Below are 15,902 nucleotides of genomic sequence, written 5' to 3'. Positions count from 1 at the left end.
GTCAGACCAGGTTTTCGTCGGTGGTCGGTACGATCAGGATGCCGGCGCGCAGGCCGTTCTTGACCCTGGGGTTCGGGAAGATGATCCGGGCGCCCTGCTCTTCGATGATCCAGCGGGTATTGGCGATATCCTCGGCCAGCACATAACCCACTTTCAATTCCGAAAAGTTTTCGATGTCCGCCGGCAGGTTCAGGCGGAAGTTATCGCTGTGCTTGATCACTTCCCGGGCCACGCTGAACAACTGCAACCCTTCCAGCCCTTCATCGGTCATTGGCGGCTCGGTGCCTTCGATGATCTGCTTCAGACGGGTTTCCAGCAGACTGACGTTGACCCCTTCGTTCTGCCCGAACGGCCGGGCCTTGCCCAGCTCCAGGGTGAAGGACTCGGCATCGAGCTTGTCGTAGGTGTAGGAGCTGAAGACGATGGAGGGTTTGTTCTGCAACAGCACCGCTTCCATGCCGGCGGCGCGCAAGCGAGCCAGCTCCTGGCGTGAATGCTGACGGCCTTCTTTCCAGGGGTAGAGGGCGAACTGCTCGATTTTCGAGCCACGGATTGCCGTGTGCAGGTCGTAATGCAGACGATTACGGTCCGGCAGGCTGAAGAACGTCGCCGCCAGCCGCTCCAGCTCACAAGCGCGCAAGGCCTCGGAACCGCTGCTTTGTTCGTGACGGCCGTTGAACAGCCGATTGACGTCCTGCTCGATGAAACGCTCACCGCGACGAATGGCCTCGGGATTGCCGAACAGGAACAGAATACGGGCGCGCGGCTTCAAGTCACCGCGAGCGATGTCATGCAACAGGCGATCGAGCAGCTCGATCGGCGCTGTTTCGTTGCCATGGATACCGGCCGACAGCAGCAGGTCCAGGCCATTGTCGCGAGCTTCAGGTGGCCGGACTTCCAGCGCACCTTCGCTCAACCAGCGCATCCGTACGCCTTCGACAGTCAGTTGAGTCTTCTCCGCCGGTTCGCGGCCGGCGAGGGTCAGTTCAAGCAGTTTGCCGAGGGCGAGCATAGAGCGGTTTCCTTAGTGGTCGTGATTGCAATCCGGGCCGTGCACGTGGTCCTCATCATCACCGAGATCGGCCGGTTCCATCTCCAGTTGCAGACTTACCAGATTAGTCGCCAATGGGCGCAGCAGCAGGTTGGCGTATTCAGCGTCACCCTCTTCGACGTCCACGCCGATCAGCAGCTGGCCACGGCCGTCCTGCTGGATCCACAGCTCTTTGCCTTGCCACATGACCGCGACGCGGGTGCAGGAAGTTTCCAGTTGCGTGCCGTCGGTGTCTTCAAGGATCAGCTGCAGGGTATCGCTCATGTATTTACGCTCTCATCTGGAGATTAAGCGGCGCGCTTGCCATTCATATAAAAAGCCAAAGCGCGCCGACTATCAATTGATCTGGAATGGATAAACCGCGCCCAGTTTAAGGATTTGCGTCAGTTCATCCAGTGCCGTCCGGCACTCAAGCAACAATTGCGGGTCCGCCAGATCGTTTTCGGTCATGCGGTCGCGGTAGTGCTTTTCGACCCACTCGGTCAATGTGCCGTACAACGGAGCCGTCATGATAACCCCTTGGTTGACGGCCGCCAGTTCGGTTTCGTTGAGGGCGACGCGCAACCGCAGGCAAGCCGGGCCACCGCCGTTCTGCATGCTCTGCTTGAGATCGAAGACTTTCACTTCGCGGATCAGGCCGCCAGAGCTGGTCAGGCCTTGCAGGTACTGCCAGACGCGTTCGTTGCCATGGCATTCTTCCGGCACGATCAACAACATGGAGCCGTCAGGACGCGACAGCAGTTGGCTATTGAACAGGTAGGAACGAACGGCGTCTTCCACGGTGACCGCAGAACGCGGTACGCAGATTGACTGAAATTTCCCACCGACTTTTGCCAGTTTACCTTGCAGCTCAGCGAGCATCTGGTCGGTGTCGAGGAAGGCGTCCTCGTGATAGAACAGCACCTCGCCGTTGCCCACGGCGATCACGTCGTTATGGAACACGCCCTGATCGATCACCGAAGGGTTCTGCTGGGCGTAGACCACGCCGTCATCGCTCAAGCCATGCAGGCGAGCGACGGCCTGGGAGGCTTCGAGGGTCTGGCGCGCCGGGTACTTCTGCGGGGACGGATAACGGGTGTCGAACGCGCTACGACCGAACACGAAAAACTCGACGCCGGCTTCGCCGTAGTCACGGCAGAAACGGGTGTGGTTGGCCGCGCCTTCGTCACCGAACTGCGCCACGGCCGGCAACGCGGCGTGGTGAGCAAAGTGTTTCTGGTCAGCGAACATCGCGCCCAGCACGCGACTGGTGGTCGGGTGCTCGATGCTGCGGTGGTATTTGCAGTTCAGGTTAGCGGCGGTGAAATGCACACGACCGTCGGCGGTGTCGGCACTCGGGCTGACCGTGGCGGCGTTGGCCACCCACATGCTCGACGCCGAGCAACTGGCAACCAGCAGCGGCATCGCGTCTTTGGCGGCTCGCTCGATCACTTGCGCGTCGGTGCCACTGAAACCCAAGCGACGCAGGGCGGCTACGTCAGGGCGTTCCTGTGGTGCGAGCACGCCTTGCTGAAAGCCCATATCCATCAGCGCTTTCATTTTCGCCAGACCTTGCAGCGCGGCTTCCTTCGGGTTCGAGGATTGCTGGCTGTTGCTCTGGGAGGCGACGTTGCCGTAGGACAGGCCACCGTAGTTATGGGTCGGCCCCACTAGACCGTCAAAATTGACTTCATAGGATTTCATCAGCGAGGCTCCACAAGAATCTGTTGTTATAGGCTGCTACAAGGGTCTGTCTTACGACATGCGTACGCCGGGCGTAAGGGCCGCTGGCAAGGTCAGGCTCGGGGTTTCCAGCGAGGCCACCGGGTACGCGCAGTAATCCGCCGCGTAGTAGGCGCTGGCGCGATGGTTGCCCGAGGCGCCGACGCCGCCGAATGGCGCGCTGCTCGCCGCACCGGTCAGCTGCTTGTTCCAGTTGACGATACCGGCGCGGCTTTCCAGCCAGAATTGCTGATAACGCGCTTCGGAATCCGACAACAGGCCGGCCGCCAGGCCATATGCGGTGTCGTTGGCTTCAGCGATCGCCGCTTCAAAATCAGCGTAGCGGATCACTTGCAGCAGCGGGCCGAACAGCTCTTCGTCTGGGCGATCGGCAACCGCTGTCACGTCCAGAATGCCCGGGGTCAGCAACGCAGCCTGAGCCTGGGGCTGAGTCATTTCCAGCAGCGCCACGGCGCCGTTGGCCAGCAGATGCTCTTGCGCTTCCATCAGGGCTTTCGCAGCACCGAGGGAAATCACCGAACCCATGAACGGTGCTGGTTGCTGATCGAACGCACCGACTGAAAGGGTCGAGCTGACCGCCACCAGACGCGCCAGCAGCGTATCGCCCCAGGCGCCTTGCGGCACCAGCAAGCGACGGGCGCAAGTGCAACGCTGGCCGGCAGAAATGAACGCCGACTGAATGATGGTGTAAACGGCCGCATCGAGATCAGCGACCTGATCCACCACCAGCGGGTTATTACCGCCCATTTCCAGCGCGAGAATTTTGTCTGGACGACCGGAAAACTGCTTGTGCAGATGATTGCCGGTACGGCTGGAACCGGTGAAGAACAGACCGTCGATGCCTGGGTTCGCCGCCAGGGCGATACCGGTTTCGCGAGCACCTTGCAGCAGGTTCAGCACGCCGGCCGGCAGACCGGCTTCGATCCAGCACTTGACCGTCAGTTCGGCGACTTTCGGCGTCAGTTCGCTAGGCTTGAACAGCACACTGTTACCGGCCAGCAGCGCCGGAACGATGTGACCGTTCGGCAAGTGACCAGGGAAGTTGTAAGGACCGAACACCGCCACCACACCGTGCGGCTTGTGACGCAATACAGCGGTGGCGTCGCCCAACGGGCTGCTCTTCTCGCCGGTGCGTTCGCGGTAGCTCTGTACCGAGATGGCAATCTTGTTGACCATGCTGGTGACTTCGGTCGCCGCTTCCCACAAGGGTTTGCCGGTTTCTTCACCGATGGTGCGAGCCAGTTCGTCGGCGTGATTCTTCAGCGCGGCGGCAAAGGCTTCCAGCACACTGATGCGCTCTTCCAGGGTACGACGGGCCCAGCCCGGGAATGCCTGACGCGCGGCTTGCACGGCCGACTCGACCTGGGCGGCAGTGGCGCCTTCGCCGGCCCACAACACTTGCTGGGTCACCGGGTTGACCGATTGAAAGCTTTCACCCTGGCCGGCCAGCCATTCACCGGCGATGTATAGCGAATTCATTATTTCGACTCCCGAGCTGCAGACAACGGAACGGCGCGTACTTGATCGCCAGCGTTGAGTTGAAGACGTTTGGCGGTCAGCGGATCAACCACCAACGTGCCAGCGGCGAAGCGTGCTGGCGCGGCAGTGATCCGGCAGTCTTCGCGCTTGCGGTTATGGATCAGGAACGGCGTGGCGTCATCACCCGGGGTGCCGATGGCCAGCACCAGCGCCTGGCTGTCGCGCACTGCGCGGATCTTGGCGGTTTCGCACTCCACCGCAGGGCCTGCGTCGAAAATGTCGACGTAGCCTTGGTAACTGAAACCTTCACTCTTGAGCATCGCCAGAGCCGGCTCGGTGTCCGGATGAACCTGGCCAATCACGTTGCGCGCGTCTGGCGACAGGAAGCAGGTGTACAGCGGGAATTTCGGCATCAGTTCGGCGATGAACGCCTTGTTGCCCACGCCAGTGAGGTAGTCGGCCTGGCTGAATTCCATCTTGAAGAAATGCCGGCCCAGGCTTTCCCAGAACGGCGAACGCCCGGCTTCGTCGGACATGCCGCGCATCTCGGCGATGATCTTGTTGCCGAACAGTTGCGGGAACTCGGCGATGAACAGCAGCCGCGCCTTGGCCAGCATGCGGCCGTTGAGGCCACTGCGGTAATCGGCGTGCAGGAACAGCGAGCACAGTTCAGAGTTACCGGTCAGGTCGTTGGCCAGGAACAGCGTCGGAATTTCGCGGTAGATATTCAGCTCTTGCGAGGCGCTGACCGTCAGGCCCACCCGGAAGTTGTACCAGGGCTCACGCAGGCCGACGGCGCCGGCAATCGCGGAAATACCCACCACGCGGCCATTGTCGTCTTCGAGTACGAACAGGTAGTCCGCATCGCCCCGCCCGGCTTCGCCGCGGAAGGTTTTCTCGGCCCAGCCAACCCGATGGGCCAGACGCTCTTCGTTGGCCGGCAAAGTGGTAAGGCCAGTGCCGGTGCTGCGGGCCAGGTCGATCAGAGCGGGTAAATCGCTGCTGCGTACGGGACGAACGATCATGCTATCTCCTCAAACGGGCCGCTTGCGCCACCCGCGAAATTTCGCTGCTTTCCAGACATTTCTCTCCAGGAAGCAGGCGTCAAACCGCCACCAGGCGCACGCTGGCACCTTCACCGACGCCCAAGGCTTCGGCCGCTTCAAGATCCAGGGTCACCGGTTTGCCCGGCGCGTAATCGAGCTCGAGCAACACCGCGCGGTAATCCTGCAACTGGGCATTGGCCACCAGATACTGACGACCGGCGCCTTTGACCGGCTCACCGATTTTCACCGGGACTACACGGCTCTGGGCGATCGAACGGATCCCCGAGACGCGGGCATGCAGAGTCGGGCCACCATCGAAAATATCGATGTAGTGATCGGTCTCGAAGCCTTCGCGCATCAGGATGTCGAAGGTGATTTGCGCCCGCGGGTGCACCTGGCCCATCGCCTCTTGAGCGGAGTCCGGCAGCAACGGCACGTAGATCGGGTAATGCGGCATCAGCTCGGCGAGGAACGTGCGGCTCTTCAAACCACACAGACGTTCGGCTTCGGCGTAGTTGAGGTCGAAGAAGTTGCGACCGATGGCATCCCAGAACGGCGAGTCGCCATTTTCGTCGCTGTAACCGACGATCTCGGTCACCACGGAATCGGCAAAGCGCTCCGGATGGCTGGCCACGAACAACAGACGGCCACGGGAGTTGAGCTCCGCCCAAGGCGTGCCCACCAACTCTCTCTGCACGTAGAAACTGGTCAGCAAGCTGTTGCCGGTCAGGTCGTGGCACTGGGAGAGCACGTGGATCTTGTTGTGAATCTTCAGCTCGCGGGAGGCGTGCACGAACGTTTCGTTTCGAAAGCTGTAGAACGGCTCGGAATAACCGGCCGAGGCAACGATGGCCGAACAACCGACCAACTTGCCAGTGGCGGTGTCTTCGAGCACGAAGAAATAGCTCTCTTCACCGTTGAAGCTCACTTCGGCGGCGAACGAGGCTTCGCTTGCGGCGATCTTGTCGCTCAGGCGTTCAACGTCATCCGGCAAGGAAGTGACACCAATCGGGCTGTCCGCAGCCAGACGCTGTACCTCGCCCAGATCAGCCATTTGCGCGGGGCGCATCACCAGCATGGTGTCACTCCTTTCTTAACATCAGGTTGGCGAATTGCGCCAACTCAGGGAAAAAAATGCCGGGCAGGCCCGGCACAGGAAATAATCTCAACGCCTATCTATTACGATAGGCGCTGAGGAGCACTGTATGAATCAGGCTTGCGTCAGCTTGGCCACGGCGCGTTCGAAGCGGTCCAGACCGGCATCGATATCGGCGTCTTCAACCACCAGGCTTGGCGCGAAACGAATCACGTCCGGGCCGGCTTGCAGAATCATCAAGCCTTCACGCTCGGCGGCGTTGAAGATGTCCTTGGCCTTGCCTTTCCAGGCATCGGCCAGCACGCAACCGAGCAGCAGGCCCAGGCCACGGACCTGAGTGAAGAGGCCGTATTTCTCGCCGATCTGCTCAAGACGGGTCTTGAACTTGTCGTGCTTGGTTTTGACACCGTTCAGCACTTCGGGCGTGTTGATCACGTCGATCACTGCTTCAGCGACCGCGCATGCCAGCGGGTTACCGCCGTAGGTGGTGCCATGGGTACCGACGACCAGGTGTTTAGCCAGGTCTTCAGTGGTCAGCATCGCTGCGATCGGGAAACCACCGCCCAGGCTCTTGGCGCTGGTCAGGATGTCCGGGGTCACGCCGTAATGCATGTAGGCGAACAGCTCACCGCTGCGGCCCATGCCAGTCTGGACTTCGTCGAAGACCAGCAGCGCGTTGTGCGCATCGCACAGTTCACGGGCGCCTTGCAGGTAAGACAGCTCGGCCGGCAGTACGCCGCCTTCGCCCTGGATCGGCTCCAGCACCACCGCGCAGGTCTTGTCGGAAACAGCGGCTTTCAGCGCGGCCAGATCGTTGTAAGGCACGTGGGTGATGCCGGTGATCTTCGGACCGAAGCCGTCGGAATACTTCGACTGGCCACCGACGTTCACGGTGAACAGGGTACGGCCGTGGAAGCTGTTGAGCGCGGCAACGATTTCGTACTTCTCGGTACCGAAACGGTCATGGGCCACGCGACGGGCCAGCTTGAAAGCGGCCTCGTTGGCTTCGGCGCCGGAGTTGCAGAAGAACACACGATCGGCAAACGTAGCGTCGACCAGCTTATGGGCCAGGCGCAAGGCCGGCTCATTGGTGAACACGTTGGACACGTGCCACAGCTTGTTCGCCTGTTCGGTCAAGGCAGCGACCAGCGCCGGGTGCGCATGGCCCAGTACGTTAACGGCAATCCCGCCGGCGAAGTCGATCAGCTCGCGGCCAGTCTGGTCCCAGACACGGGAACCGGCGCCACGCACAGGAATGAAAGCGGCAGGCGCATAGTTGGGAACCATTACCTGGTCAAAATCGGCGCGTTCTACCGCAGCGTGCTCAACGGACATCGGAGTCTCCTGATGAGGAACACTCGCCTGAAACTGGCGAGCGATGAGGGGATTGTAAGGACAGTTTTCAGCCCGGCCTTGCCGCCAAGCGACAACTTCTTATAGCGCAAACACCGGTTTTGCCCGGGTTTACGGCAATGCGACATATAGGGTCGCAAAGGCGCAGTTTAAACCGCCGGCACAGGTTATAGGCAGGCTTGTCGACCGATGCGGTAAATATGTACCGCACGCAGTGCTTCATCGTCTGTTTTGCTGGCGACTCATCCAAACGCTAAGGGAATAGCGCATGAGCCAACTCGAAAACGATCACCCTAGGGCCGCTGACGACGATCACTTCGTCACGCAGCCGGATGATCATTACCATCACCTGTTCAACAATCTGCCCGCCTGGGCATTAGAGGCATCGCTTGAAACCCGCAGCGCTCTCAAGAACACCACGCTTGCGACTCCCCAATGGCATAGCACCGCGACACCTTCACAGCATGCCTCGCTGAAAAAGCTCAGCCAGGAACACTGGCACCATAGAAATCGTCTGGATTCAAAGCTGTCGACGCTGAAAAACCCACGGGCATTTGCCGAACCCCTTCTCATCGCGGCCCTGAAAACCCGGTTTGGTCTGGAACTGGACGTCAAGACCATCTTCCTGCGCCTGTACATCCCACAAACCGTGACCCTGTTCAAAATCAACACCGGGGCCGCCCGCACCTGGACGGTATCGCTGCTCGATGCCGCGCTGCATAACTTCCAGGAATCGGAAACAGCCGCAGATGCCTTCGAATCCGCTTCGACTTTCATTACCGAGCCTTCGTCCACAGGGCAGTTCGAAACGTTGCCGGCGATCAAGCACAAAATCACGGTCCAGGCCTTCGCCCGGCTATGCCGTGAACTCGATATCGGTGGCCAGTACACCGCGTATCTCAAGGAATTTGTGGGACTGACCAACCCGGTGGCCGGTGCCGCGTTGAAATCCAGCACGATCGGCTTGAACAAAGCCGCACTCAGGTCGGCGCTGCAAATGGCACACATCCGCAAGGATATTCCAGATGATGCGCACCTCGCGCTCCTGCGCATGGTTGAAGGAGGTTCGAGGGCGCGACTCAATGGCCAGCCGCTCTATGGCCACGACCTGACCCTGATGTCATCCTCGCTGACCGGCATTGTCATTTTCGCGCCGAGCCTTGAGCGGGCACGCAAGAGTACGCGGCTCATTGCCTATATTCCCGATGACCCAGAACATCCGCTCAAGCAATACCCCGACACGCTGGCGTTCATGACCGATCTGACCCGCAAGCTGCGGACACCCGCTTATCAAGCGTTCTTCAGCCGGTTCGTCGAGCACAAGGAACGCGGACACTTTTTCGCCGATCTCAACAGCCGCCTCCAGACCGTGACCTGGCATCAGCACCAGCCCGGCGATCCATTGCCGAGCTGGCGCGAAACGCCGGTCGAGCGTCCCAATCTGCGTTTCTCCGTGCTCCCGATCAAAGCGGACCTGTGGAACCATGGCTATCAGCGGCAGCTGAACAAAATCCTCAACGACGCCAGCACTGTCGCCGTCTCCACCGCCAGCGCCGATCGAGACGCCCGCTGGGCATTGTGGGATGCCTTCAGCAAAGTGGCCTCCAGGATCCTTGAAGCTGCGTCGTTCGTGGCGGCGCCCTTGGTGCCGTTGCTTGGTGAATTGATGCTGGGATACATGGCCTACCAGTTACTGGACGAGAGCTTCGAAGGCATCGTGGACATGGCTGAAGGGCTGAAAACAGAGGCCTTCGGACACCTGATGACGTTCGTCGAAACCGTCGTTCAAGTCGGGACATTCGCGGTGGGCGGTGCAATCGCCGCCGGCGCCTTCAGCCGGCTTCTGCCCCGTGAAGCCGTCGCGCTCATCGACCCACTCAAACCTGTCGCCGCAGCCGGAGGCAAAACCCGTTACTGGATGCCGGATCTCACACCTTATGAACAGACACTCAGTTTGCCCGAAGGGGTAAAGCCCAATCATCTGGGCTTGTACCAACACGCGGGCAAAACGATGCTGCGCCTTGAGGGAAAACTGTATTCAGTGAAACCCGACCCCATGTCGGACAGGTTCCAGATTGAGCATCCGCGCCGCAACAATGCTTATCAGCCGTCGCTGCGGCATAACCACCACGGCGCCTGGCAAACCGAACTCGAGCAACCGCTGTACTGGGAGCGGGAAAAGGTCATGCGTCGTCTTGGCCATAGTGTCGAGTCGTTCACCAGTGCCGAGCGCGAACAGATCCTGCGGATCAGCGGCTACCACGACAACGTATTGCGCCAGGCGCATGTCGAAAACTATCGCCCGCCGTCGCTGCTGACTGACACGATCAAGCGTTGGCGGATCAACCGTGACATCGAAACGTTTATCGAACAGATCGGCAGCGATCAACCCGGGCACTATCAAAAAGCCGATACCGCCCTGCAGCATGCACTGCTGACACGCCATGACTCATGGCCGGTCGATACGCCACTGCCGACACCGGCAACTCAAACGCCAGCCTTCAGACAGCAAACGGCAACACTGGCCCGCCAATATCGCAAGTCGTTGTTCGAGCGGCTCTACAGCACTCAGGAACACACCGATGATGTGCAGGTTCAGCAACTGCTCGCCGATGTGCAGGGCCTGCCGACCGATGTGGCGCAAGAGCTGGTGAGCAATGCCACCGGCACCGAGTTACGCCAGCTGCACGGTGGGCGCGTGCCTCAGCGGCTCAAGGACGCGGCGAACAAAGCCATGGAGGCAGTCCGCGCAACCCGCGCCTATGAAGGCCTTTATTCCGACGCGCTGGAAAACGTCGACACCCACAGAGTGGCCCTGCACAGCCTGAACGCACTGCCCGGCTGGCCGGACGGACTACGCATCGAAGTGCGGGATTACTCCAGCGAGGGCACCGTGCGCGACAGCATTGGCCCGACCGATGCAGCCATCGTGAAAACACTGCTGGCCAACGAGGATGGCTCCTATCACGTTGATCAGGAGACACCCGGTGATTTCTACCAGGCACTCTTTCAAACGTTGCCCCAGGCCCATCGCAATGCGTTCAGCCCTGCCATCGCTGACGCCCAGGCCCTCAGACAGCGCATTGCCGAAAACGCGCTGGACCAGCCGACGCTACGCACTCTGTTTGCCAGGCATCCCCATCGAAAACCCTACTACGACCCGGCCACCATGCGCCTTCCCGGTGGTGCGGAGGGCTATGACCGCGGCAATCGCATGACACCCACCCTCAACGACAGGGTCCGGGAGGTGTATCCCGATCTGTCCCAGGATCAATTGCAATCCGTGGTCCAGGCGTTGCAAAGCCACCCTGATGGCGCTCGGGTAGCACTCTCACGCGTACACCGCGAGCTGAACCGATTGCATCTGGATCTGGGTCGATGGATCAGCGAAGCCCCGACGGCGCACCCCGACACCGGGGTTGCGCTGAGCGCCCTGGAGCGCCAGGCCGAACAACAGATTCGCAGGTTGCTGGCGCAGGAAATCCAGCGCGCCTGGCGGCGCCAAACCGATCGGGATTTTGACACCGCGGACGACATGGAGCGGTACGTGCTCAGGTTCGACGAACCGATGCTGGGTGATCTGCCATCGTTGACCGCAGATTTCAGTCATGTGTCGCTGCTGTCCCTGGAAGGCAGCCATGCAGCGCAAGGTGTTGCTGGCTTTCTACAGGGCTTCAGCGGACTTCGCCGACTGGAACTGCGCCGTTTCTCCCTGACCACCCTCCCCGATGCCATCACCCGGATGCCGCAGCTTGAAGCGCTGGTGTTAAGCGATTGCGGCATCAGGGTAGACGCCCCCACCTGGTTGAAGCTGACGTCATTAAACAAACTGACCATGCTGGATCTTTACCGCAACCCGTTTGAAACGGTGCCCCGCATCGACTCGATGACTGAACTGACCCATCTGGACCTGAGCAGCACCAACCTGACCGAAATCCCGCCCGGCACTCTGCAACACCCGCGCCTGGACACCCTTCTGCTGATGAACAATGGAATCAGCGAACTGCCGGCAGCCTTGTTCGACAGTCCGCTGTATGAAAAGCGTGGCATACACCTCACGCACAATCCGGTTTCCGACAGCTCGCGACAACTCATCAAAAACCATCACGTCGACAGCGCTTTCGACATGGGCGTTTTCGCACCCGAGGCAGACATTGATCGTGTCAGGGCACTCTACCCAGGCATGGAAGTCGAGCAAGCCAGCGAGTTCGTCTACGAATTGCCCGGCACGCTGGAGGAAGGTCGGGTAGCGTTGACGCGCCTGGAAGAAGAGCTGAGCCAATTGAGGAACGATCTGTCTGCCTGGACCGCCGCTCTTCCGGACCTGCATCCACTGACAGACGAACCTTTCAGCGCAGCTCAACTGCTTGTCGAGCACGCCAACCGCGACGAATTCAAGCAAGCCCTTGAGAACTGCTGGCAACGGGATGCGGAGCTGGATAACTTCAGCGATACGCTTGAACCCACCTACGATCTGACACTTTCCACGGTCATCAATGGAGAACTGCCTGCCCTGAGCGCTGATTTCAGCCATGTGTCGTCACTGGAGTTTCGCAGTGCGGAGGGGGTGACGCGCATCGGACGTTTCCTGGAGTCCTTTCCCAACCTGAAAAGCCTCAGGCTGCGCAGCTGTGACCTTGGCGACATACCGGAGGCGGTGTTCAAAATGGGTCAACTCAGGGCTATGTCACTCCCCGAGTGTCGCGTCAGTCTGTCATCAGAATCGGTCGCCGCCCTGGCGGGGATGGAACAGCTCGACTATCTCGACCTGGGCTCGAACCCGCTAGGACAGACGCCTGATGTGAGTCAGATGCCGGCACTGGCGACCGTGCTGCTGAACGACACCGGCATCAACCGGATACCGGATGGACTGTTACAGCTGGCCGAGCTGGACTGGGCAGACTTGAGCGGCAACGCCATCACCGAGGTGCCCAGTGACTTGTCGGAACTGCCGGTGGACGTCGCAGATAATATTTCGTTGAGGGGCAATCCATTTTCCGAGGAAAGCCTGTTACGGCTGATCGCTTACTTCGAGCGCACGGGCGCGGATTTTGGGGTGGAAGCCGTGATCAATCGGGGTGAAATAGAAATCTCCGACTCTGAAGGTTCGGAGATCGACGAGTAGTACAGCGCTCGATCATGGCGCGGTTGATCGATCAACCGCGCTCCGACGGCACCGACGACAACTCGAACGGGCTGCTGCTGCGCCGCTGGTTGCGATCCTCCCGCGGCGTAGCACCGAAGAAGTTGCGATAGGCACTGGAGAAATGCGGCCCCGAAGAGAAGCCACACGACAGGCCGATCTGAATGATCGACTTGCTGGTTTGCATCAACATCTGCCGGGCCTTGTTCAGGCGCAGTTCCAGGTAGTACTGGCTCGGCACACGGTTGAGGTACTGCTTGAAGATCCGCTCCAGCTGCCGACGCGATACGCACACATGCTGGGCGATTTCGTCGGTGGTCAGCGGCTCTTCGATGTTGGCTTCCATCAGCAACACCGCCTGGGTGAGCTTCGGATGACTGGAACCCAAGCGGTTCTGCAACGGAATACGCTGGCGCTCGCCGCCCTCGCGAATGCGTTCGACCACCAGTTCTTCCGACACCGCACCGGCCAGTTCGGCGCCGTGATCACGGGCCAGCACCGCCAGCAACAGGTCGAGCACCGACATGCCGCCGCACGCGGTCAAGCGATCACGATCCCAGTCGAACAGGTGACTGGTGGCAATCACCTTCGGGAAACGCTCGGCGAAATCGTCCTGCCAGCGCCAATGCACGGCAGCGCGATAACCGTCGAGCAAACCCAATTGCGCCAACGGGTAAACACCGGCTGACAATCCGCCGATCACACAACCGGCGCGCACCAGTTGTTTCAGCGCACTGCTGAGCGGCGGCGCGAGAGAAGTCGGTGGTTCGTCGGCGAGCAGGAACAGTTTCTGAAAGTTTTCGAGCTTGCCGGCCCATGGCTCACCGGGCAATTGCCAGGCGCCGTCGGTCGGCGGTTCGGCCTGCAAAAACGACAATTCGTAAACAACGTCCGGGTGCACACGCTGGGCAACACGCAAGGCCTCCTCAGCCAGCGCAAGCGTCAGAGCTTTAGTGCTGGGCCAAATCAGGAAACCAATTCGATGGGCAGTCATGGCGGGCAATCCGAAACGAAAACAGTGTTAAAGCCAAAGGCGGCTGCAACCAAATTAGACCATCTGGCGCGCGGTGCGCAGCATGACCTAATTTGGTGCGTAACGGGAGCGATTACTTGAGGCTGCCCGAGAGGAATTGTTGCAAGCGTTCCGACTGCGGATTGACCAGCACTTCGCGCGGGTTGCCGCTTTCTTCGACGACGCCTTTGTGCAGGAACACCAGCTGGTTCGACACTTCACGGGCAAAGCCCATTTCGTGCGTCACCACCACCATGGTCCGGCCTTCCTGTGCCAGGGCCTGCATGACTTTCAGCACGTCACCCACCAACTCCGGGTCGAGGGCCGAGGTCGGTTCGTCGAACAGCATCACTTCGGGTTCCATCGCCAGCGCACGGGCAATCGCCACACGTTGCTGCTCGCCACCAGACATGTGCCCTGGGTAGGCGTCCTTACGATGGGCCACGCCAACCTTGTTCAGGTAGTGCTCGGCTTTCTCGCGGGCTTCGGCCTTGGACACACCGAGCACATGCACCGGCGCTTCCATGATGTTTTCCAGCGCGGTCATGTGCGACCACAGATTGAAATGCTGGAACACCATCGACAGGCGCGAACGCATGCGTTGCAGCTGTTTCGGGTCGGCGGCTTTCAGCGCGCCGTCCTTGTTGGCAACCAGTTTCAACTCTTCGTTGTTGAGCAGGATCTTGCCCGCGTGCGGCTGCTCGAGCAGGTTGATGCAACGCAGGAAAGTACTTTTGCCGGAGCCACTGGAGCCGATGATGCTGATCACATCGCCAGCCGCCGCTTTCAGGGACACGCCCTTGAGCACTTCGTGACTGCCATAGCGTTTATGCAGGTCTTGGACTTCAAGTTTGTACATGCGGTCGGTTCTCACAAAAACAGTCAGTCAGTCGTTGAGCAAGCGCCCGTGACGCAGCGCTTCGCGCCCCGCCACCTTGGCCAGCCAGAAACCGGGTTGGGCGTAACGCAGCCGCTCAATGGCAAACAGCACCCCGGACGTACCAGCACACACCGTGCTGACCCGATCCGCCAGCGGATCGATCACTTCAAAAATCTCGTCGCCTGCTTCAACCCATTCACCGGGTTTACGCAGAAAACTCAGCACGCCAGGATGCGGCGCGAACAGCAATTCGGTGCCTTCGAACGGCATGCCTTCGCACGCGTCTTGCGCAGGCTTGGGCCATTCACCGCCGATCAAGCCTTGCTCGGCGAGGAACGCCAGAATGCCTTCGGCGTGAGCTTCTGCCTCAGCGCGACCGGTATCGGCCTGACCACCCAGTTCGATGGTCGTCGCCAGGCAGGCCAGTGGAATCTGCGCATCCGGGAACAGACGCGACAAACGCAGCCACGGCAGCGAGCACGCTTCGTCAAAGGAACTGCCGCCGGAATCTTCCGCCAGCAGACCGACCTTGACGTTCAAGTGCGCAGCCAGTGAACGCCAGTGCGACCAGTGTTGCGGCAAGGCGTACATGTGCAGCGCCGCTTCGCAATCGCAATGCAGATCCAGCACCACATCGGCGGTGCAGGCATGGCTGAGCAAGATACGCTGCATGCCTTGCAACTGGCTGCTCGCCTCTGGCAAAGCTGCCAGGTGATCGCTCATGGCCTGACGGATGAGTCGAATATTGGCATGCGGATCATCACCCAGATGCCCATCGAGTTCGGCGGCCACCGGCGCACTGAGTTCGACGAAATCCCGGTTGAAGTTCTTACCGCTGCCCGCTTCGAAACGCCCCTGATGATTGCCTTGCAGCAATTGCCCCAGGCCCAATGGATTGGCCACCGGCACCAGTTCGATCACACCGTTGAGCAAGCCCTGAGCTTCAAGTTCGGTCAGGCGTTTTTTCAGCTCCCAGGCGGTGCGCATCCCAGGCAGTTCATCGGCGTGCAGGCTGGCCTGGATATAGGCCTTGCGCTCGCCAGTACCGAAGCGGAGCACCGAAATCCGGCGTTCGCTGCCCAGGTGGCTCCACGGCAAAGCATGATCGATACGTTCCATA

General features: G+C 60.3%; 11 protein-coding genes. 1 reads left to right on the top strand and 10 read right to left on the bottom strand.

Annotation, left to right across the window (positions count from 1 at the left end; genetic code table 11):
- Nucleotide 1 precedes the first annotated feature (1 nt).
- From astE to LOY28_RS06665, 7 genes are all read right to left on the bottom strand, one after another.
- On the bottom strand, nucleotides 2–1,012 hold the full coding sequence (astE, locus tag LOY28_RS06695) for a succinylglutamate desuccinylase (protein WP_064616460.1): 1,011 nt from the start codon (nucleotides 1,010–1,012) through the stop codon (nucleotides 2–4).
- Nucleotides 1,013–1,024: 12 nt separating this feature from the next.
- A complete protein-coding gene (locus tag LOY28_RS06690; RefSeq protein WP_018926388.1) occupies nucleotides 1,025–1,315 on the bottom strand; it encodes a hypothetical protein in 291 nt (96 codons plus the stop codon).
- A gap of 72 nt (nucleotides 1,316–1,387) precedes the next feature.
- Entirely contained in the window at nucleotides 1,388–2,734 is a 1,347-nt protein-coding gene (astB, locus tag LOY28_RS06685) for an N-succinylarginine dihydrolase (RefSeq protein WP_258613252.1), read from the bottom strand.
- Nucleotides 2,735–2,785: 51 nt separating this feature from the next.
- Nucleotides 2,786–4,255, bottom strand: coding sequence for a succinylglutamate-semialdehyde dehydrogenase (gene astD, locus LOY28_RS06680; RefSeq protein ID WP_167331184.1), 1,470 nt, complete (start codon nucleotides 4,253–4,255; stop codon nucleotides 2,786–2,788).
- Nucleotides 4,252–5,277 (bottom strand): arginine N-succinyltransferase, encoded by a 1,026-nt coding sequence (astA, locus tag LOY28_RS06675; protein WP_018926391.1) that lies wholly within the window; start codon nucleotides 5,275–5,277, stop codon nucleotides 4,252–4,254. Before astA ends, astD begins: the two co-directional genes overlap by 4 nt.
- Nucleotides 5,278–5,356: 79 nt before the next feature.
- Nucleotides 5,357–6,376, bottom strand: a complete 1,020-nt coding sequence (gene aruF, locus LOY28_RS06670; RefSeq protein ID WP_007934901.1) for an arginine/ornithine succinyltransferase subunit alpha — start codon at nucleotides 6,374–6,376, stop codon at nucleotides 5,357–5,359.
- A gap of 132 nt (nucleotides 6,377–6,508) precedes the next feature.
- Complete coding sequence (locus tag LOY28_RS06665) at nucleotides 6,509–7,729, bottom strand: aspartate aminotransferase family protein (protein ID WP_064616456.1); 1,221 nt, start codon at nucleotides 7,727–7,729, stop codon at nucleotides 6,509–6,511.
- A 286-nt stretch (nucleotides 7,730–8,015) separates the two neighbouring features.
- Between LOY28_RS06665 and LOY28_RS06660 the strand changes: the two genes are divergently transcribed.
- Nucleotides 8,016–12,872 (top strand): dermonecrotic toxin domain-containing protein, encoded by a 4,857-nt coding sequence (locus tag LOY28_RS06660; RefSeq protein WP_258613251.1) that lies wholly within the window; start codon nucleotides 8,016–8,018, stop codon nucleotides 12,870–12,872.
- Between the two features lie 31 nt (nucleotides 12,873–12,903).
- Here the strand turns inward: LOY28_RS06660 and LOY28_RS06655 are convergent, their stop codons facing one another.
- The 3 genes from LOY28_RS06655 to LOY28_RS06645 all read right to left on the bottom strand — a co-directional run bounded on the left by LOY28_RS06655 (nucleotide 12,904) and on the right by LOY28_RS06645 (nucleotide 15,901).
- Complete coding sequence (locus LOY28_RS06655) at nucleotides 12,904–13,884, bottom strand: GlxA family transcriptional regulator (RefSeq protein WP_007934898.1); 981 nt, start codon at nucleotides 13,882–13,884, stop codon at nucleotides 12,904–12,906.
- Nucleotides 13,885–13,996: 112 nt separating this feature from the next.
- Nucleotides 13,997–14,761: an ABC transporter ATP-binding protein gene (locus tag LOY28_RS06650; RefSeq protein ID WP_007971015.1), complete on the bottom strand. Its 765-nt coding sequence runs from the start codon at nucleotides 14,759–14,761 to the stop codon at nucleotides 13,997–13,999.
- A 27-nt stretch (nucleotides 14,762–14,788) separates the two neighbouring features.
- Nucleotides 14,789–15,901, bottom strand: a complete 1,113-nt coding sequence (locus LOY28_RS06645) for a succinylglutamate desuccinylase/aspartoacylase family protein (RefSeq protein WP_258613250.1) — start codon at nucleotides 15,899–15,901, stop codon at nucleotides 14,789–14,791.
- Nucleotide 15,902: the final 1 nt, after the last annotated feature.

This window comes from Pseudomonas sp. B21-017 (assembly GCF_024749245.1).
GTDB lineage: Bacteria > Pseudomonadota > Gammaproteobacteria > Pseudomonadales > Pseudomonadaceae > Aquipseudomonas.
This window is presented reverse-complemented; position numbering and strand designations above follow the sequence as displayed.